The organism is Rhodocyclus purpureus (genome assembly GCF_016653115.1).
Lineage (GTDB): Bacteria > Pseudomonadota > Gammaproteobacteria > Burkholderiales > Rhodocyclaceae > Rhodocyclus > Rhodocyclus purpureus.
In genome coordinates this window covers 174,152-192,758 of record NZ_NHRX01000063.1, presented here as the reverse complement: position 1 = coordinate 192,758, position 18,607 = coordinate 174,152, and the positions used below count along the sequence as shown (strand labels likewise).

General features: G+C 67.2%; 15 protein-coding genes. 9 read left to right on the top strand and 6 right to left on the bottom strand.

The features are described 5' to 3' along the window. The first annotated feature begins 43 nt into the window (after positions 1 to 43). The 5 genes from CCR84_RS13740 (at position 44) to glmS (ending at position 11,195) form a co-directional block, all read left to right on the top strand. The gene (locus CCR84_RS13740) at positions 44 to 1,204 is read left to right on the top strand and encodes a deoxyguanosinetriphosphate triphosphohydrolase (RefSeq protein ID WP_201213375.1); all 1,161 of its coding nucleotides are present in this window, start codon (positions 44 to 46) and stop codon (positions 1,202 to 1,204) included. Positions 1,205 to 1,512: 308 nt separating this feature from the next. After that, complete coding sequence (gene gltB / locus CCR84_RS13735; RefSeq protein ID WP_338052618.1) at positions 1,513 to 6,174, top strand: glutamate synthase large subunit; 4,662 nt, start codon at positions 1,513 to 1,515, stop codon at positions 6,172 to 6,174. Further along, positions 6,174 to 7,616 (top strand): glutamate synthase subunit beta, encoded by a 1,443-nt coding sequence (locus CCR84_RS13730; RefSeq protein WP_201213373.1) that lies wholly within the window; start codon positions 6,174 to 6,176, stop codon positions 7,614 to 7,616. Before gltB ends, CCR84_RS13730 begins: the two co-directional genes overlap by 1 nt. Before the next feature lie 178 nt (positions 7,617 to 7,794). Further along, a complete protein-coding gene (glmU, locus tag CCR84_RS13725; protein WP_201213371.1) occupies positions 7,795 to 9,156 on the top strand; it encodes a bifunctional UDP-N-acetylglucosamine diphosphorylase/glucosamine-1-phosphate N-acetyltransferase GlmU in 1,362 nt (453 codons plus the stop codon). Between the two features lie 191 nt (positions 9,157 to 9,347). Continuing rightward, complete coding sequence (gene glmS / locus CCR84_RS13720; RefSeq protein WP_201213369.1) at positions 9,348 to 11,195, top strand: glutamine--fructose-6-phosphate transaminase (isomerizing); 1,848 nt, start codon at positions 9,348 to 9,350, stop codon at positions 11,193 to 11,195. Between the two features lie 34 nt (positions 11,196 to 11,229). Here glmS and CCR84_RS13715 read toward each other — a convergent pair whose 3' ends face one another. The 3 genes from CCR84_RS13715 to CCR84_RS13705 form a co-directional block, all read right to left on the bottom strand. Next, a complete protein-coding gene (locus CCR84_RS13715) occupies positions 11,230 to 11,646 on the bottom strand; it encodes a PIN domain-containing protein (protein ID WP_201213367.1) in 417 nt (138 codons plus the stop codon). Beyond that, on the bottom strand, positions 11,643 to 11,885 hold the full coding sequence (locus CCR84_RS13710; protein ID WP_201213365.1) for a type II toxin-antitoxin system Phd/YefM family antitoxin: 243 nt from the start codon (positions 11,883 to 11,885) through the stop codon (positions 11,643 to 11,645). Before CCR84_RS13710 ends, CCR84_RS13715 begins: the two co-directional genes overlap by 4 nt. A 153-nt stretch (positions 11,886 to 12,038) precedes the next feature. Next, positions 12,039 to 12,497: a bacteriohemerythrin gene (locus tag CCR84_RS13705; RefSeq protein WP_242508727.1), complete on the bottom strand. Its 459-nt coding sequence runs from the start codon at positions 12,495 to 12,497 to the stop codon at positions 12,039 to 12,041. Positions 12,498 to 12,636: 139 nt separating this feature from the next. Between CCR84_RS13705 and CCR84_RS13700 the strand changes: the two genes are divergently transcribed. Further along, positions 12,637 to 12,792: a hypothetical protein gene (locus CCR84_RS13700; RefSeq protein ID WP_201213363.1), complete on the top strand. Its 156-nt coding sequence runs from the start codon at positions 12,637 to 12,639 to the stop codon at positions 12,790 to 12,792. Positions 12,793 to 12,858: 66 nt separating this feature from the next. On the opposite strand, the gene phbB is transcribed toward CCR84_RS13700, so the two are convergent. The 3 genes from phbB to CCR84_RS13685 form a co-directional block, all read right to left on the bottom strand. After that, complete coding sequence (gene phbB / locus CCR84_RS13695) at positions 12,859 to 13,596, bottom strand: acetoacetyl-CoA reductase (RefSeq protein ID WP_201213361.1); 738 nt, start codon at positions 13,594 to 13,596, stop codon at positions 12,859 to 12,861. Positions 13,597 to 13,858: 262 nt separating this feature from the next. Beyond that, entirely contained in the window at positions 13,859 to 14,269 is a 411-nt protein-coding gene (locus CCR84_RS16565) for a hypothetical protein (RefSeq protein WP_242508726.1), read from the bottom strand. Positions 14,270 to 14,318: 49 nt separating this feature from the next. Beyond that, a complete protein-coding gene (locus CCR84_RS13685; protein WP_201213360.1) occupies positions 14,319 to 15,515 on the bottom strand; it encodes a methionine adenosyltransferase in 1,197 nt (398 codons plus the stop codon). 282 nt (positions 15,516 to 15,797) lie between these two features. Between CCR84_RS13685 and CCR84_RS13680 the strand changes: the two genes are divergently transcribed. The 3 genes from CCR84_RS13680 to CCR84_RS13670 all read left to right on the top strand — a co-directional run bounded on the left by CCR84_RS13680 (position 15,798) and on the right by CCR84_RS13670 (position 18,268). After that, a complete protein-coding gene (locus CCR84_RS13680; protein WP_201213358.1) occupies positions 15,798 to 16,106 on the top strand; it encodes a hypothetical protein in 309 nt (102 codons plus the stop codon). A 198-nt stretch (positions 16,107 to 16,304) separates the two neighbouring features. Next, positions 16,305 to 17,111 carry a TIGR00266 family protein gene (locus CCR84_RS13675; protein WP_201213356.1) on the top strand — a complete coding sequence of 269 codons (807 nt, stop codon included), beginning with the start codon at positions 16,305 to 16,307 and terminating at the stop codon, positions 17,109 to 17,111. After that, complete coding sequence (locus tag CCR84_RS13670; RefSeq protein ID WP_201213354.1) at positions 17,111 to 18,268, top strand: M48 family metallopeptidase; 1,158 nt, start codon at positions 17,111 to 17,113, stop codon at positions 18,266 to 18,268. The genes CCR84_RS13675 and CCR84_RS13670 overlap by 1 nt, the downstream gene beginning before the upstream one ends. Positions 18,269 to 18,607: the final 339 nt, after the last annotated feature.

Below are 18,607 nucleotides of genomic sequence, written 5' to 3'. Positions count from 1 at the left end.
TAATCAAGCATACCGCTCCCTTCATGCAGAGGAGGAACGGGCGATGAGCGAAACGACGATTCCACGCGCGGCGACCGGCGCCAGCGGCCTGGCGCCGTGGGCGGCCAGACCGGAGACGACGCGTGGTCGCCGTCACCCGGAAGCACCGCCCGGCGCCGAGCGCAGCGAATTCCAGCGCGACCGCGACCGCATCGTCCATTCGACCGCTTTCCGTCGCCTCGAATACAAGACGCAGGTCTTCGTCAATCACGAAGGCGACCTCTTCCGCACCCGGCTCACGCACAGCATCGAGGTCGCGCAGATCGCGCGTGGCATCGCGCGCGCGCTCGGCGCCAACGAGGATCTGGCCGAGGCCATCGCGCTGGCGCACGACCTCGGGCACACACCCTTCGGCCACGCTGGCCAGGACGCGCTCGACGAATGCATGCGCGAGTACGGCGGTTTCGAGCACAACCTGCAGAGCCTGCGCACCGTCGACGTCCTTGAGGAGCGCTACGCCGCCTTCGATGGTCTCAACCTGTGTTTCGAGACGCGCGAAGGCATCCTCAAGCACTGCGCGCCGGTCGATGCCGAGAAGCTCGGCGAGGTCGGCAGGCGCTTCATCGTCGGCGCCCAACCGACGCTCGAGGCGCAGATCTGCAACCTTGCCGACGAGATCGCCTACAACAATCACGACGTCGACGACGGCCTGCGCTCCGGGCTGATCGGCATCGAACAGCTCGAACAGGTCGGCCTCTTCGCCACCCACGTCGCCGAGGTGCGCCGCCTTTATCCGGCGCTCGCCGGACGCCGCCTGGTGCACGAGACGGTGCGGCGGATGATCAACACCTTGGTCCGCGACCTGATCGCGACCACTGCCGGGAACCTCGCCCGCGTCGCCCCGCAGAGCGCCGACGAGGTGCGCAGTGCGCCGCCGCTGGTCGCGTTTTCCGCGGCGATCCACGCGCAGCAGCGCGAGATGAAGCATTTCCTGCGCGAAGCGCTGTACCGCCACTACCAGGTCCTGCGCATGACGACCAAGGCGCAGCGCATCATCGGCGAGCTGTTCGCCGCCTTCATCGCCGACCCGCAGCTGTTGCCGCCGCGCTACCGCTCGCCCCCCGACGGTGACCGCCCGCGTGCCGTCGCCGACTACATCGCCGGAATGACCGACCGCTACGCGATCAAGGAGCACCGCCGTCTCTTCGCCGTCGGCGAAAGCTGATTCCTTTACGTTCCGGGCACGCTACGTGCTTGTTCCCTCGCGTGGGGGGCGCTCGGATGCCTGCGCACGGGTTTTTTGCGTCGATTTTGCACCGAATTGGGGCGCCTGTTCTTCGGGCGCACCGATTTGGGGCTCTTGTCAGCGAAAACCCTGCTCAAGGCGTTTGTTGTATGGCCCCGGTGGTTACGGTATATTCATCCGCCATTTATTCTTTCCAAGTCGGTGTTTTCCCGGCTTTTTTGACGTCTGGCGCGCCCATCGGCGGAATGGGGCAAGCGCGCCGCGGCTAGTCTTTTGAGGATTCCAGCGTGAAGGATTCGGTTGCAGCCGGGGCAGAACCCGGCGGGGCTTTGCCCGAGCAGCAGGGGCTGTACGACCCGGCCAATGAGCACGACGCCTGCGGTGTCGGCTTTGTTGCCCACATCAAGGGCGCCAGGAGCCACTCGATCGTCGAACAGGGTCTGCTCATCCTGAAGAATCTCGACCACCGCGGCGCCGTCGGCGCCGACCCCCTGATGGGTGACGGTGCCGGCATCCTGATCCAGATCCCCGACGCGCTCTTCCGCGAGGAGATGGCGGCACAGGGCGTGACGCTGCCGCCGCCGGGCGAGTACGGCATCGGCACCGTCTTCCTGCCGCGCGAATCGGCTTCGCGGCTGGCCTGCCAGGAGGAGATCGAGCGTGCAGTGCGCGCCGAAGGCCAGGTTCTCCTCGGCTGGCGCGATGTTCCGGTCAATCGCGAGATGCCGATGTCGCCGACGGTGAAGGCCAAGGAACCCGTGATCCGCCAGGTCTTCGTCGGCCGCGGTCCCGACGTCTTCGTCACCGATGCGCTCGAGCGCAAGCTCTACGTCATCCGCCGCCGCGCCGGCAACGCGATCAAGTCGCTCAAGCTGAAGCACGGCCAGGAGTTCTACGTTCCGTCGTTCTCGGCGCGCACGGTCAACTACAAGGGCCTCCTGCTCGCTGACCAGGTCGGCGAGTACTACCTCGACCTGCAGGATCCGCGCTGCATCTCGGCACTGGCGCTGGTGCACCAGCGCTTCTCGACCAACACCTTCCCGACCTGGGATCTCGCGCACCCGTTCCGCATGATCGCGCATAACGGCGAGATCAACACCGTGCGCGGCAACGTGAACTGGTTCAAGGCGCGCGAACAGTCGATCTCCTCGCCGATCCTGGGCGAGGACCTGAAGAAGATCTTCCCGCTGCACTATCCCGGCCAGTCCGACTCGGCGTCGTTCGACAACGCGCTCGAACTGCTGGTCATGGGCGGCTACTCGCTGGCGCATGCGATGATGATGCTGATCCCGGAAGCCTGGGAAAAGCACACGCTGATGGACGAGAACCGCCGCGCCTTCTACGAATACCACGCGGCGATGATGGAGCCGTGGGACGGCCCCGCCGCGGTTGCCTTCACCGACGGTCGCCAGATCGGCGCGACGCTCGACCGTAACGGCCTGCGTCCGGCGCGCTATCTCGTCACCAAGGATGACCTCGTCGTCATGGCTTCCGAATCGGGCGTGCTGCCGATTCCCGAAGCCAACATCGTCAAGAAGTGGCGCCTGCAGCCGGGCAAGATGTTCCTGATCGACATGGAGCAGGGCCGCATCATCGACGACAAGGAACTGAAGGACTCGCTGGCCAACGCCAAGCCCTACCGCGAGTGGATCGAGAAGATCCGCATCAAGCTCGACCAGGTGCCGGTGGTCAGCGAACTGCGCGAGGTGTCGAACGTGCCGCTGCTCGACCGCCAGCAGGCCTTCGGCTACACGCAGGAAGACATCAAGTTCATCCTCGAGCCGATGGCCGTCAGCGGCGAGGAAGCCACCGGCTCGATGGGTAACGACTCGGCGCTGCCGGTGCTGTCGCCGCGGCCGAAGGTGCTCTACAACTACTTCAAGCAGCTGTTCGCGCAGGTGACCAACCCGCCGATCGATCCGATCCGCGAGGAGATGGTCATGTCGGTGCTCTCCTTCATCGGTCCGAAGCCGAACCTGCTCGGTGTCAGCGACATCAACCCGCCGATCCGCCTCGAAGTGCAGCAGCCGGTCCTCTCCGCCGAGGACATGGAGAAGATCCGCCGCATCCAGAAGTACACGGCGGGCAAGTTCCGTTCGCACGAACTCGACATCTGCTATCCGGTCGCCTGGGGCAACGAAGGCGTCGAAGCACGGCTGGCCTCGCTCGCCGCCGAAGCCGAGGACGCGGTGCGTTCGGGCGCCAACATCCTGATCGTCTCCGACCGCAAGTTCGACGCGCAGCATGTCGCGATTCCGGCGCTGCTGGCCACCTCGGCGGTGCACCAGCATCTGGTCAGGAAGGGCCTGCGCACCAGCACCGGACTGGTCGTCGAAACCGGTTCGGCGCGCGAGACGCACCACTTCGCGCTGCTCGGCGGCTACGGCGCCGAGGCGGTGCACCCCTACCTCGTGCTGGAAACCCTGCGCGACCTGGCCGGGGACGACGCCGCCAAGGCCGACAAGTACTTCAAGAACTTCATCAAGGCGATCGGCAAGGGCCTGTGCAAGATCATGTCGAAGATGGGGATCTCGACCTACATGTCCTACACCGGCGCGCAGATCTTCGAGGCGATCGGTCTGCAGAAAGCCCTGGTCGACAAGTACTTCACCGGAACGCCGTCGAACGTCGAGGGCATCGGCCTGTTCGAGGTCGCCGAGGAAGCCGTCCGCCTGCACCGCCTGGCCTTCGGCAACGACCCGCTGCTCGCCAACATGCTCGACGCCGGTGGCGAGTACGCCTTCCGCGTCCGCGGCGAGGAACACCTGTGGACGCCCGATGCGATCGCCAAGCTGCAGCACTCGACGCGCTCGGGCAAGTACGAGAACTACAAGGAGTTCGCGAAGATCATCAACGACCAGAGCAAGCGCAACCTGACGCTGCGCGGCCTGTTCGAGCTGAAGCCTGCCGGCGCGCCGATCCCGCTCGATGAAGTCGAGCCGGCCAGCGAGATCGTCAAGCGCTTCGCCACCGGCGCCATGTCGCTCGGCTCGATCTCGACCGAGGCGCACGCGACGCTGGCGATCGCGATGAACCGCATCGGCGGCAAGTCGAACACCGGTGAAGGCGGCGAGGACGCGCGCCGCTTCGCGCAGCTCAAGGGCGGCGAGAAGCTGTCCGAGGTGATCGGCGCCGGACGCATCGAACGCGACTACGAGCTGCAGGCGGGCGACAGCCTGCGCTCGGCGATCAAGCAGGTCGCTTCCGGTCGTTTCGGTGTCACCGCCGAATACCTGGTCAATGCCGACCAGATCCAGATCAAGATGGCGCAGGGCGCGAAGCCCGGCGAGGGCGGCCAGCTGCCGGGGCACAAGGTCTCCGAGTACATCGGCTTCCTGCGCCACTCGGTGCCGGGCGTCGGCCTCATCTCGCCGCCGCCGCACCACGACATCTACTCGATCGAGGACCTGGCGCAGCTGATCCATGACCTGAAGAACGCCAACGAGCGCGCGTCGGTCTCGGTCAAGCTGGTCTCCGAAGTCGGCGTCGGCACCGTCGCCGCCGGCGTCTCCAAGGCCAAGGCCGACCACCTGGTCATCGCCGGCTACGACGGCGGCACCGGCGCCAGCCCGATCTCGTCGATCAAGCACTGCGGCACGCCGTGGGAACTCGGCCTCTCCGAGACGCAGCAGACGCTGGTCCTGAACCGCCTGCGCGGCCGCATCCGCGTGCAGGTCGACGGCCAGCTGCGCACCGGCCGTGACGTCGTCATCGGCGCGCTGCTCGGCGCCGACGAGTTCGGTTTCGCGACCGCACCGCTGGTCGTCGAAGGCTGCATCATGATGCGCAAGTGCCACCTCAACACCTGTCCTGTCGGCGTCGCGACGCAGGATCCGGTGCTGCGCCAGCGCTTCACCGGCCAGCCCGAGCACGTCGTCAACTACTTCTTCTTCGTCGCCGAGGAAGCGCGGGAGCTGATGGCAGAGCTGGGCATCCGCAAGTTCGACGAGCTGATCGGCCGCGCCGACCTGCTCGACATGCGTGCCGGCATCGAGCACTGGAAGGCGCGCGGGCTCGACTTCACGAAGGTCTTCCACCAGCCGGCGGTTCCCGCCGAAGTCGGCCGCCTGCACTGCGAGGTCCAGGATCACGGGCTTGCGCGCGCGCTCGACCACCGCCTGATCGAGCTGGCGGCGCCGGCGCTCGAACGCGGTGAGAAGGTCAGCATCGATCTGCCGATCCGCAACGTGAACCGTACCGTCGGCACCATGCTCTCGGGTGAGGTCGCGCGCCGCTACGGCCACGCCGGGCTGCCCGCCGACACCATCCACGTGCGTCTCTCCGGGACCGCCGGCCAGAGCTTCGGCGCCTTCCTCGCGCGCGGGGTCACCCTCGACCTGATCGGCGAAGGCAACGACTACGTCGGCAAGGGCCTCTCCGGCGGCCGCATCGTCGTTCGTCCGGATCTCAGCTTCACCGGCGCCACTGCCGACAACATCATCGTCGGCAACACCGTCATGTACGGCGCGACCGAGGGCGAGGCCTTCTTCGCCGGCGTCGCCGGCGAGCGCTTCTGCGTGCGCAACTCGGGCGGCACCGCCGTCGTCGAGGGCGTCGGCGACCACGGTTGCGAGTACATGACCGGCGGTACCGTCGTCGTCCTCGGCCAGACCGGACGCAACTTCGCTGCCGGCATGTCGGGCGGCGTCGCCTACGTCTATGACGCGATCGGCGACTTCGACCGTCGCTGCAACACGGCGATGGTCACGCTGGAGCCGGTGCTGCCGGCCGCCGAGCAGTCGGCGGGCGAGCCGCGCCACCGCGGCGAGGCCGACGAGAGCCTGTTGCGCCGCCTGATCGAGGCGCACGCGGCGAATACCGGCAGCGCCCGTGCCAAGGAGATCCTGGCGAACTGGGAAGAAGCGCGTTCCCGCTTCGTCAAGGTCATGCCCAACGAATACCGCCGCGCGCTCCGCGAAGCCGCTGCACAACAGAAGGAGGCCGCATAATGGGCAAGCCGACTGGGTTTCTCGAGTTTCAACGCCTGAGCGAAAGCGCCGAGCCGGTCGCATCCCGGCTCAAGCACTATCGCGAGTTCACGAGCCACCTGTCCGACGCCGACGCGCAGACGCAGGGGGCCCGCTGCATGGACTGCGGCATCCCGTTCTGCAACAACGGCTGCCCGGTGAACAACATCATTCCCGACTGGAACGACCTGGTTTACCGCGGCAACGTCGAGGACGCCTTGCAGGTGCTGCACTCGACCAACAACTTCCCCGACTTCACCGGCCGCATCTGTCCGGCGCCGTGCGAGGCGGCGTGCACGCTCGGCATCAACGCCGATCCGGTCGGCATCAAGTCGATCGAGCACTACATCGTCGACAAGGGCTGGGAGAACGGCTGGATCGTCCCGCAGCCGGCGGCCGTGAAGACCGGCCGTCGTGTCGCCGTCGTCGGCTCGGGCCCGGCCGGACTGGCCGCGGCGCAGCAGCTGGCGCGCGCCGGGCACGACGTGGTCGTGTTCGAGAAGAACAGCCGCGTCGGCGGCCTGTTGCGCTACGGCATCCCCGACTTCAAGTTCGACAAGGCCAACATCGACCGCCGCGTCGCGCAGATGGAAGCCGAGGGCGTCGAGTTCCGCGTCAATGCCCAAGTCGGCGGTGAAGGCGAGAACGCGATCGCTGTCGCCGATCTGGTCGCCGGCTTCGATGCGGTGATCCTCGCCGGCGGTTCCGAGAAGCCGCGCGACCTGCCGGTTCCCGGCCGCGAGCTGGCCGGCGTGCACTTCGCGATGGAGTTCCTGACCCAGCAGAACAAGGTCAATGCCGGCGACGCGGTGCCGGGGCAGATCGTCGCCACCGGCAAGCACGTCGTCGTCATCGGCGGCGGCGACACCGGCTCGGATTGCGTCGGCACCAGCAACCGCCAAGGCGCAAAGTCGGTCGTCCAGCTCGAAGTGCTGCCGCAACCGCCGGTACAGGAAGACAAGGCGCTGAGCTGGCCGTACTGGCCGATCAAGCTGCGCACCTCGACCTCGCACGAGGAAGGTTGCCAGCGCGAGTTCGCCGTCGCCACGCAGGAAATCCTGGGCGAGGGCGGCAAGGTGCGCGCGCTGCGTCTGGCGCGGATCGAGATGCTCAATGGCGTGCCGACGCCGATCGCCGGTAGCGAGTTCGAGATTCCTGCCGACCTCGTGCTGCTGGCGATGGGCTTCGTCTCGCCGGTCAAGGCCGGTCTGCTCGAACAGCTCGGCGTCGAACTCGACGCGCGCGGCGCGGTGCGTGCCTCGACCGAAGGGAAGGGCGCCTACGCGACCAGCGTCGCCAAGGTCTTCGCCGCCGGCGACATGCGCCGCGGCCAGTCGCTCGTCGTCTGGGCGATCCGCGAGGGTCGCCAGTGCGCGCGTGAAGTCGATGCCTTCCTGATGGGCGAGAGCCAGTTGCCGCGCTGACCGCTGCCGGGCCGTCGCCGACGGCGGCCCGCGGGCATGACATGGAAGCGGGGTGCTCCGGCCGGAGCACCCCGCTTCTTCCTTTGCGGTACCTCCTCATGGCATAGTGTCGGCCTTTGCGCTCCCTCGCGTCATTGCCGGGGGCGTTCTTCTCCCGTTTCCTCCCGATCCCCACGCCATGAACATCGTCATCCTCGCTGCCGGGCAGGGCAAGCGCATGCACTCCGCCTTGCCCAAGGTGCTGCAGCCGCTCGCCGGCAAGCCCCTGCTCGCCCACGTCATCGACAGCGCGCGCAGCCTGCAGCCGCAGCGCCTGTGCATCGTCTACGGCCACGGTGGCGACACCGTGCGTTCGGCGCTCGCCGCGCCCGACCTCGCCTGGGCGCTGCAGGAACCGCAGCTCGGCACCGGTCACGCCGTGCAGCAGGCGCTGCCGCATCTGGCCGAAGCCGGGCTGACGCTGGTGCTCTACGGTGACGTGCCGCTGATCCGGCAGGCCACCCTGCGCGGACTGCTGCACGCGGCTCGCGACGGGATGGCGCTGCTCACCGCCGAAGTCAGCGACCCGACCGGCTACGGCCGCATCGTGCGCGACGCGGACGGCCGCGTCCTGCGCATCGTCGAGCAGAAGGACGCGAGCAGCGAGGAGCGTGCGATCCGCGAGATCAACACCGGCATCATGGTCTTGCCGACGGCGCGCCTGGGCGACTGGCTGGCGCGCCTGTCCAACGACAACGCGCAGGGCGAGTACTACCTGACCGACCTCGTCGCGCTCGCCGTCGCCGACGGCCTTGCCGTGCATACCGCGTCGGTCGCCGACGCCTGGGAGACCGCCGGCGTGAACAGCAAGCTGCAGCTCGCCGAGCTCGAGCGCGTCGCGCAGGGCCGCATCGCCCAGGGCCTGCTGGAGCAGGGTGTGCGCCTCGCCGACCCGGCGCGGATCGACGTGCGCGGCGAACTCCAGTGCGGGCGCGACGTGTTCATCGACGTCAATTGCGTGTTCGAAGGCCGGGTTTCGATCGCCGAGGCGGCCGAGATCGGTCCCAACTGCGTGATCAGGAACGCGCGCATCGGCGCCGGGACGCGCATCGCGGCCTTCTCGCACATCGAGGACGCGGTGGTCGGCCCCGATGCGGTGGTCGGACCGTACGCGCGCCTGCGCCCGGGAACCGAGCTCGGCGCCGGCGTCCATGTCGGCAACTTCGTCGAGGTCAAGAACAGCAAGATCGCCGCCGACTCGAAGGCGAACCACCTCGCCTACATCGGCGACGCGGTCGTCGGCAGCCGCGTGAATATCGGCGCCGGCACCATCACCTGCAACTACGACGGTGCCAACAAGCACCTGACCACGATCGAGGACGACGTCTTCATCGGCTCCGACACGCAGCTCGTGGCGCCGGTGACCGTCGGCCGCGGCGCCACGCTCGGTGCCGGAACGACGCTGACGCGCGACGCGCCGCCCGAGTCGCTGACCGTCTCGCGCGCGAAGCAGACCTCGATCGGCGGCTGGAAGCGGCCACAGAAGGTCGCGAAGAAATAGTCAATTGAACCCCAACAAGGCAGTTGGCCACGAAATGCACGAAAAAGGCGAAATCATTCATGGGGTTTTACGCTGAATGGAAACAAGCCGATGGGTTAGACACTGAACGACCACAGCCCTATGTTTTGTTTCGTGGCTTTCGTGTTTTTCGTGGATGAAAAAAGATTTCAAGCTTGAAAGCGAGTTGAATCATGTGTGGCATCGTCGCCGCGGTCGCTGACCGCAACATCGTTTCCGTCCTGCTCGAAGGCCTGCGCAAGCTCGAATACCGCGGCTACGACTCGGCCGGCCTGGCGCTGGTCAATGCACAGGGTCTGCAGCGCCTGCGCTCGGTCGGCCGCGTTGCCGAACTCGCCGCGCAGGTTGAGGCCAGCGCGGCTGCCGGCAACACCGGCATCGCGCACACGCGCTGGGCAACGCACGGCGCACCCTGCGAGCGCAACGCGCACCCGCATGTCTCCGGCGGGCTCGCCGTCGTGCATAACGGCATCATCGAGAACCACGAAGCCCTGCGCGGCGAGCTGCGCGCCGCCGGCTACACGTTCACCTCGGACACCGACACCGAAGTGGTTGCCCACCTGATCGCGCACGAGCTGAAGACCGGCGCCGACTTCTTCGTCGCCGTGCGTGCGGCGATGGCGCGCGTCCAGGGCGCCTACGCACTCGCCGTGCTGCGCGAGTCCGAGCCGGGGCGGATCATCGTCGCGCGCGAAGGCTCGCCGCTGCTGATCGGCCTCTCGGAAGGCGCCAATGGCGCGATCGACGGCTACTTCGCCGGCTCCGACGCCTCGGCCCTGCTGCAGGTGACGCGGCGCATGGTCAGCCTGGAGAACGGCGACTGCGCCGAGATCACGGCCTCCGGCTACCGCATCACGCGCGTCGACGGGACGCCGGTCGAGCGACCGGTGTTCGTCTCGCAGCTCTCGGCCGACGCGATCGAGCTCGGCCAATACCGCCACTACATGCAGAAGGAGATCTTCGAGCAGCCGGTGGCGCTGTCGGCGACGCTGGAGATGCTCGACGGCGCGCGCAGCTTCCAGCCCGGCCTGTTCGGCGCGGACGCTGCGGCCATCTTCGCCGACGTGCGCCAGGTGCTGATCCTCGCCTGCGGCACCAGCTACCACGCCGGCCTGGTCGCCCGCTACTGGCTCGAAGCGATCGCCGGCGTCCCCTGCACGGTCGAGATCGCCAGCGAATACCGCTACCGCGAATCGGTCGCCGACCCGCAGACGCTGGTCGTCACCATCTCGCAGTCGGGTGAGACCGCCGACACGCTCGCCGCGCTGCAGCACGCGCGCAGCCTGGGGATGAAGCACTCGCTGGCGATCTGCAACGCGCCCGAGTCGTCGCTGGTGCGCGAGACCGCACTGCGCTTCATCACCCGTGCCGGCCCCGAGATCGGCGTCGCCTCGACCAAGGCCTTCACCACCCAGCTCGCCGCGCTCTACCTGTTGACGCTGGTCCTCGCCAGCCGCCGCGGTCGCCTCGATGCCGAGCGCGAGGCCGCCGAACTGCAGGCCTTGCGCCATCTTCCCGCCGCCGTGCAGCGCATCCTCGCGCTCGAACCGGCGATCCGCGCCTGGGCCGAGCGCTTCTCCGATAAGCAGCACGCTCTCTTCCTCGGTCGCGGCCGGCACTACCCGATCGCGCTCGAAGGTGCGCTGAAGCTCAAGGAAATCTCCTACATCCACGCCGAGGGCTACCCTGCCGGCGAGCTCAAGCATGGCCCGCTGGCGCTGGTCGACCGGCACATGCCGGTGGTCGCCGTCGCGCCGAACGACGCGCTACTCGAAAAGCTGAAGTCCAACCTGCAGGAAGTGCGCGCCCGTGGCGGCGAACTCTACGTCTTCGCCGACGCCGACAGCGAGATCAGCGAGTCCGAGGGCGTGCACATCCTGCGCCTGCCCGAGCACTACGGCGAGCTGTCACCGCTGCTGCACGTAGTCCCGCTGCAACTGCTCTCCTACCACGTCGCGCTGGTGCGCGGCACCGACGTGGACAAGCCGCGCAACCTCGCGAAGTCGGTGACGGTGGAGTGAGCACGGGGAGGGGATGTCGATCGTCCTGGATCGACTATCCCCAGGGATCGATCACCATGACCGGGGCGGCCACGAAGTCCTTCTGGTTGCGCGTGACCAGCGCCAGCCCATGTTCGACCGCAGTTGCGGCGATGATCGAGTCGAAGGCGGCCATCGGCTTGCCTGCAGCTTCAGCACGCGCGCACATCTCGGCCCAGTAGGCAGCCGTTTCTCCGGTAAAGGGAAGCACCCTGTCGCCGAAGCTGCGCGCAAGATTCTCGACCCAGGTCGACAGTTCGTTCTTGCGCCGGGAGGATGGCAACTTCGCAACACCGCGCCGCAGTTCGGCGAGCGTCATCGCGGCGACGAACAAATCGCCGTCCTCCCGCGCTGCGACCCAGGCCAGCACCTCGCTACTTGGCGCAACTTTCACCAACTCCGACAGGACGCAGGTATCGAGCAGGTACTTCACAGCTCGAGCTCCCGGATCGGTTCCACCGATCGCTTCAGGTCCAGCGCCTCCCCACGCGGCGCACTCAGCAGCACATCCCGCAGCGACAATCCCGACTGCATGCGGCGAAACTCGGGCGCGGCGATGATCACCACCGCCTCGTGACCGCGGCGTGTCACCAACTGCGGACCTTCGGCGAGGGTGCAATCGACCAACTCGCTGAACCGGCTCTTCGCCTCCTGTAATTGCCAAGTATGCATGGAGCCTCCTTCATAAACTGGTCAGTCTGGTCAGTATGCTGTGCGTTTGGGGAAGAGTCAATCGTTCTGGCGGCAGGAGGATCATCTGATTTGCTCCTTGCCGGGCGGCAAGCTGCTGCTGCGCCCGGATCAGTCCACGTTCAACACTCAGGTTCAGCGCGGCGTCACGTTACGCCGCAGCACCACCGGCTTGCCACCAAAGCGGAGCTTCGACATCCAGTGCGCCAGTGCCGAGTCCAGGTGGTCGGCATGGCCAGGGAACCAGGCGACCAGGTGGGCCACCAGATCGCGACACAACTCGGTGTTACCCGCGGCCAGCTCTTCGCGCACCTCGGTCACCGACTTCAGCACGGCTGCGTGTTCGTCGATGTGGCAGCCACGTGGCGGAAAGTCGCTTTCTTCCATCCACTGATTTTCCTGCGCGAAGTGCTGCTGGAGGTGGCGCGCCAGCTCGTCCATCAAGGCGGGCAAGGCGGCATCTTCGGCCGCCTGCAAGCGTCCCACGATGGCCACAAACTCTTCGTGGATCTCATCCATGGGCGCATAGCCCAGCAAGAAGGCATCGCTCCAGGTCATGGCTTTGTCGTGATCGGGGGAGTCAGTGGGCGTCATGCTTGGTAGTGTCCTGAGAAGTGTGCAAAAGCCCGGGCGGGCGTGAACATGGCTGATGCTAAGAGCTTGATCGTGCAAGTCGACCTTGATCCCCGGGGAGGGCGCGACCACGAGGAATGGTAATACGGCGCAGTTGTCGGTGAAAGAACTGCTGTCGGGCTGTCGTGACCTGATGAAGACACAGATGAAAGCGGCGTTGGCAGAGGACATCGAGGCCGAGATGGCGGAATTTCCCGGTGCCGCAGCGAGACGCGTGGCGCTTGCCTTGCTGATCGATATCCCGTCCCCGAAATGAAAATGCCCGGCCAGGCCGGGCATTTTCCTGGCAGCTTGCCGGCAGGCAAGCAACTGCGGGGCGGGATCAGCCCATGTTCAGGCCGCCGTTGACCGAGAAGTCGGCGCCGGTCGAGTAGCCGCCTTCCTTCGACGCGATCCAGGAGACGATCGAGGCGATTTCTTCCGGTTCGCCGAGGCGCTTGACCGGGACCGTGGCGACGATCTTGTCGAGCACTTCGGGGCGGATGGCGCGCACCATCTCGGTGCCGATGTAGCCGGGGCTGACCGTGTTGACCGTGACGCCACGGCTTGCCAGTTCCTGCGCCAGCGCCATGGTGAAGCCGTGCACGCCGGCCTTGGCGGTCGAGTAGTTGACCTGGCCGAACTGGCCCTTCTGCCCGTTGACCGACGAGATGTTGATGATGCGGCCCCAGCCGGCGTCGATCATGTCCTCGATCACCTGCTTGGTGACGTTGAACATCGAGTCGAGGTTGGTCGACAGCACCGCATCCCAGTCGGCCTTGCTCATCTTGCGGAACTGGCCGTCGCGCGTGATGCCGGCGTTATTGACCAGCACGGCGACCGGACCGTGTTCGGCCTTGACCTTGGCAAAGGCCTCGACCGTCGACTCCCAGTCGGAGACGTTGCCGACGCTGGCGTGGAACTCGTAGCCGAGCTCCTTCTGTTCGGCGAGCCACTTGTCGTAGTCGCGCGTCGGTCCGCAGCCCGCGATGACCTTGAAGCCGTCCTTGTACAGGCGCTGGCAGATCGCCGTGCCGATGCCGCCCATGCCGCCCGTGACGTATGCAATCTTCTTGCTCATGAAGCCTCCTCTGGAAAATGCCCTGAATCTTCTTTGTCGTAGGATGATACGCCTTCCGGGCGTGCCGGGATACGCCGAGCACGAGCCGGAGCAGACGATGAAAACGGGGTGCTGCCACCTTGCCGCGACGGTGCCGCGGAAGCACTTCGCTTCCGGCAGCCGGTCGCTTGGAAACTACACTGGTCCCGCGCGCGCAGCCGCAGATGCCGGAGTGGCGCTCGGCACGGCCGACGCGGCTACTGCCGGCGCCGTAGGCGGGGCGCTAGGAAATTCCGACCAGGCGCAGCAGGTTCGCGAAGGATTGCAGGCTCGCCTGCGGGTCGTAGCGCGCGAACAGCCGCTCCTGTCTGGCCACCGATGCTGGCGGCAGCGCATTGAGGATGGCCTCCCGTTCCTGCAGGATGTCTGCGTGCATCCGCTCGCTGACGAAGGCGAAGTGGATGGGCTTGAACAGGCCTTCACCATCGGCAACGTGAAAGCGAGGGTAGGCAGGTAGCAGATTGTCGTTGCGGTGGCTTCTCATGACGAGCGGTCGGTGCGGAAAGCGTAAAACACGATTATAGCGCCGTTTAATGACAAGTGTGTTGCAAGCGGCGCCGTTCGCGACGGCGCTTGCTGCAGGACTGTCGCGCTCCCCAGCCCCGTTGACGACTGCTTGCGCCGATGGTTCCATGGCGTCGCGCCGAGTTGTGCATGCGCGGGCGCGCGTTCGCCTGCGCGCATCAGAACAAGTCGATGGAGCCGGTGATCAACTCGCGCCAGAGCGTTGCCACGGCCGCGAGATGGTGCCGGGCGACTTCGCCGACCTGTGCTTCGATCTCCGGCATCGCCGCACCCTGCGCCAGGCGCAGTTTGAGGTCGACGACGGCCGGCTCGTCGATCCGGCGGCCGATCTGTCCGACCAGGTAGCAGTAGGCTTCCTCGACGCCTGCGACGCTGCCGATGACGTCGGCGGCAATCCGTCCGGCGAGCAGGTTGTAGAGCTTGCCGACGTGGTTCACCGGGTTCTTGCCCGCGGCGGCTTCCATGCTCATCGGTCGGTAGAAGGTGATCAACCCGTTGACGCGGTTGCCGCGCCCGACTTCCCCGTCGTCGCCGGACTCGGCCGAGGTGCCGGTGACGGTGAGGTAGAGGCTGTCGGCGCTCTCGCCGTCGGCGGCATTGACCGCGACCTCGACGGCGTGCACGCCGAGTTGCCGCGCCACCGTGCGTGCGACTTCCGCGACCTCGGCCTTGGCCGCCAGATAGGCCGGCAGGTCGGGCAGATGGCAGTCGACCATCGCGCAGGCGACGGTCAGGGAGATCCTCTCGCCGCGGCGGACCCCCATCACCTTGACGTCCTCGCCGATGGCCGGACAGACGCGCTTGAGCGCGGTCGAATTGAGGCTGCGCTCGACCTGCAGCACGAGCCTTTCCAGCGTGTCGAGCGGCGCATAGCCGACGCCGCAGGAGGTGTCGTTGGCCAGCGGCAAAGCCCGCTGGCGCAGGAACAGCTCGGTCAGCTCGCTCGAACCGGGGCGGATGTGGCAGTGCAGGCGGACGTGGCGGTCGACGTCGAGGTGGCGCAGCTTCTCCTTGAGCCAGCGCCGGCTGCTCTCGATCGCGAGTTCCTGCAGCGGAACGCGGGCGCCCATGATCTCTCCGGTCGCCCGCCCGCTGAGGAAGATGTCGATCGGCTGCAGCACCTCGCCGCCGCCGAATCCGGCGCGCGCGCTGCCGCCGCAGAGCAGCCCCTTGTCGACGTTGTGGTGCAGGATCGTTCCGAAATGCTCGAGGTAATGGCGCGACAGGGCGCGGCTCAGTTCCTCGGCCAGCGCATCGCAGATCGTGTCGGGATGGCCGATGCCCTTGCGTTCGACGACTTCCACCGGCTGCACGCCGACGGCGGGAAATTCGAGCGGAGAAATGTGCAGTTCCATTTCAGGCGGCCCCTTGCGCAAGGCATCGTTCGCGATGGTCTTCTCATTATCATCCGAAAAGCCGCTGATGATGCGAAATGCGTATTCAATCCTTGCCTGCGGCGTACCTCGGGGACGACATCGCCCTTTCCGGCCGGGGCCCGCCGCTGCCTCGGCTACAATGAAATTGGCATGGTGTCTGCCGCGTCGGCGGTCGATGTGGCGATGCCTGCTGCTCCGGTCGCCATGGCAGCCGACCGGGATCGCGCTGGCTGCTGCCAGTCTGTCAGGAGGGAGTCGAAAATGTCGCAAGTCACGGCTTACCACGTTCTGTTCTACGGCGGACCGGATGGCTACCAGACCAACCGTGCGCAGATATCGCTCTACGACGCGGCCGGCAAGGTCGTCGCCTACGTCCGCTTCAACGACCCGGGAATGGCTTTCGAGCCGGATGCCGAGTCCGGCGGGATCATCAGGATGCACCTGCCGTCGGCGATGTTCGAGAACGTCATCGACATCCTGCGCAACGAGAAGCCGATCAACGTCTACTTTGCCCAGGGGCGCGGCTTCCTCGGTACCGGTGCCATCGAGCCGGTCGGCGAGGGGGAATAGAAGCTCAGGCGCCCGCAGGGCGCGCAGCGCGTCCCGGAGCGGATTCCGCCGCCGGGTGCGTTCGCTGCGCCCGCATCCTCGATCGGCCGGCATCGCCGTGGCGCTGCCTCCCCGCTAGAATACGCGCCAGCTGCCGCCGGCGGCCTGCTGCTGCCGGCGCGCTTTTTTCGGATTGCAACTTCTTGCGGAGATCAGACCATGGCGATGGACGTCGTCGATTACGAAATTTTCGGTACGGACATGCAGTACGTCGAAGTCGAGCTCGACCCCGGTGAGGCGGCGGTCGGCGAGGCCGGCGTGATGATGTACATGCAGGACGGGATCCAGATGGATACCGTCTTCGGCGACGGCGCGCAGCAGTCGGGCGGCTTCTTCGGCAAGCTGCTCGGCGCCGGCAAGCGCCTGATCACCGGCGAAGGGCTGTTCACCACCGTGTTCCACAACGAGGGGACCGGCAAGCGCCGCGTCGCCTTCGCCGCGCCGTATCCGGGCCGCATCATCGCCGTCGATCTGTCGACCATCGGCGGCACGCTGATCTGCCAGAAGGATTCCTTCCTCTGCGCCGCCAAGGGGGTCTCGCTCGGCATCGCCTTCCAGAAGAAGCTCGGCGCCGGTTTCTTCGGCGGCGAAGGCTTCATCATGCAGAAGCTCGACGGCGACGGCATGGCCTTCGTCCACGCCGGCGGCACGCTGATGGAGAAGACCTTGGTTCCCGGAGAACAGTTGCGCGTCGATACGGGCTGTGTCGTCGCTTTCCAGCCGACCGTCGATTTCGACATCCAGTACGTCGGCAAGATCAAGTCGGCGCTCTTCGGCGGTGAAGGCTTGTTCTTCGCGACGCTGACCGGTCCCGGCAAGGTCTGGCTGCAGTCGCTGCCGCTGTCGCGCCTTGCCAACCGCATCGTGATGTCGGCGCCGGCCGCCGGCGGCCGTTCGGCCGACCAGGGCTCGCTGCTCGGCGCCGGCGTCCTCGGCGGCATCCTCGGCGGCGGCGACGACGACTGATGCCGGAAACGGCAAGCTTCGCCGGGCGCGTCTTCGGCCCAGGCCTGCCGGGAGGCGGGGCGGCGGCCGCAGCACGCTGGCAGGATGCTGCGCTCGTCGTCGTCGTCGCCGACGGACGCGAGATCGTCGCCGCCCGCGTGAGGATCGAGGCCTCCGGCTTCAATGCCGAGCGCGTCCGCCTCGCCTGGTCCGCCGGGCCCGAGGCGGCCGGCGATTACGCGTTCTTCGTCGAGTCGGCCGAGGCGCGCGCACGCTGTGTGGCGAGCGCGCCGGAGGAGCACGCTGCGGCGCTGCGCGCTGCGCTCGGCGCGCAGGCGAAAACCGAGCGGCGCTTCCGTCTCGGCTGGGGCGTGATCGGCGCGGTCCTGCTCCTTCCCTTCCTCGTGCTTGCGGGCTTCGCGCTCAACGCCGACGCCTTGGCGCGCTGGGTCGTCGCCAGGATCCCGGTCGCGCAGGAGGCGGCGCTCGGCGACCTGACGCTGGCGCAGACGCGCACGCAGATGACGCTGATCGAGCGCGGCCCCGCGGTCGACGCGGTGCGCAGCATCGGCGAAAAGCTGACCGTCGGTTCGCCGCACCGCTACCGCTGGTTCGTCGCCGATCGTCCCGACCTCAACGCCTTCGCCGCCCCTGGAGGGGTCGTCGTCGTCTTCAGTGGCCTGATCCGTGCGGCGAAGACCCCCGAGGAACTTGCCGGCGTCCTCGCGCACGAGGTCGCGCACGCCGAGTTGCGGCACAGCCTGCAGGCGATGGCCAAGAGCCTCGGCCTGCGCGCGCTGGTGTCGCTGGCGCTCGGCGATTTCGCCGGCGACAGGATGGCTGGAGCGCTGGCGCAGCTCGGCGAGCTCAAGTACTCGCGCGACGCCGAGCGCGAGGCGGATGCCGAAGGGCTGCGTCGTCTGCTCGCCGCCGGCATCGACCCGCACGGCATGGTGAGCATGTTCGCGACGCTCGCGCGCGGTGCGCCGGCGGACGATGGGGGCGGCGAAGGAACGGCGGAGGAGCGCCGCGTGTCGCCGCCGACGCTGTTGTCGACGCATCCGCCGACCGAGGAACGCCTGGCCAGCCTGCGCCAGATGCTGGCCGGCGAAAACAGGCAGTTCGCGCCCCTGTCGATCGACTGGGCGGCGGTAAAGGCGTCGCTGCCCGCGCGTTGACGTGAAACTGCGAAGGGATGATGCCGCTGCCCCGATCAGCAGCCCGTCATCGCGAGCCCGCAGGGCGTGGCGATCCAGTGCCTAGGGCTGGTATCGGGTCGCCCGTGGATAGCTGCCAAGGGCGAGGAGACAGAAGAACGTGCTGGATTGCCACGGCGCTACGCGCCTCGCAATGACGGGATAGCGGCTCGTCATCCGAGCCGGCAAGGCGTGGCGATCCAGACGGCGCGTCATCGCGAGCCCGCAGGGCGTGGCGATCCAGTGCCTGGGGCTGGTATCGGGTCGTCCGTGGATAGCTGCCAAGGGCGAGGAGACAGAAGAACGAACTGGATTGCCACG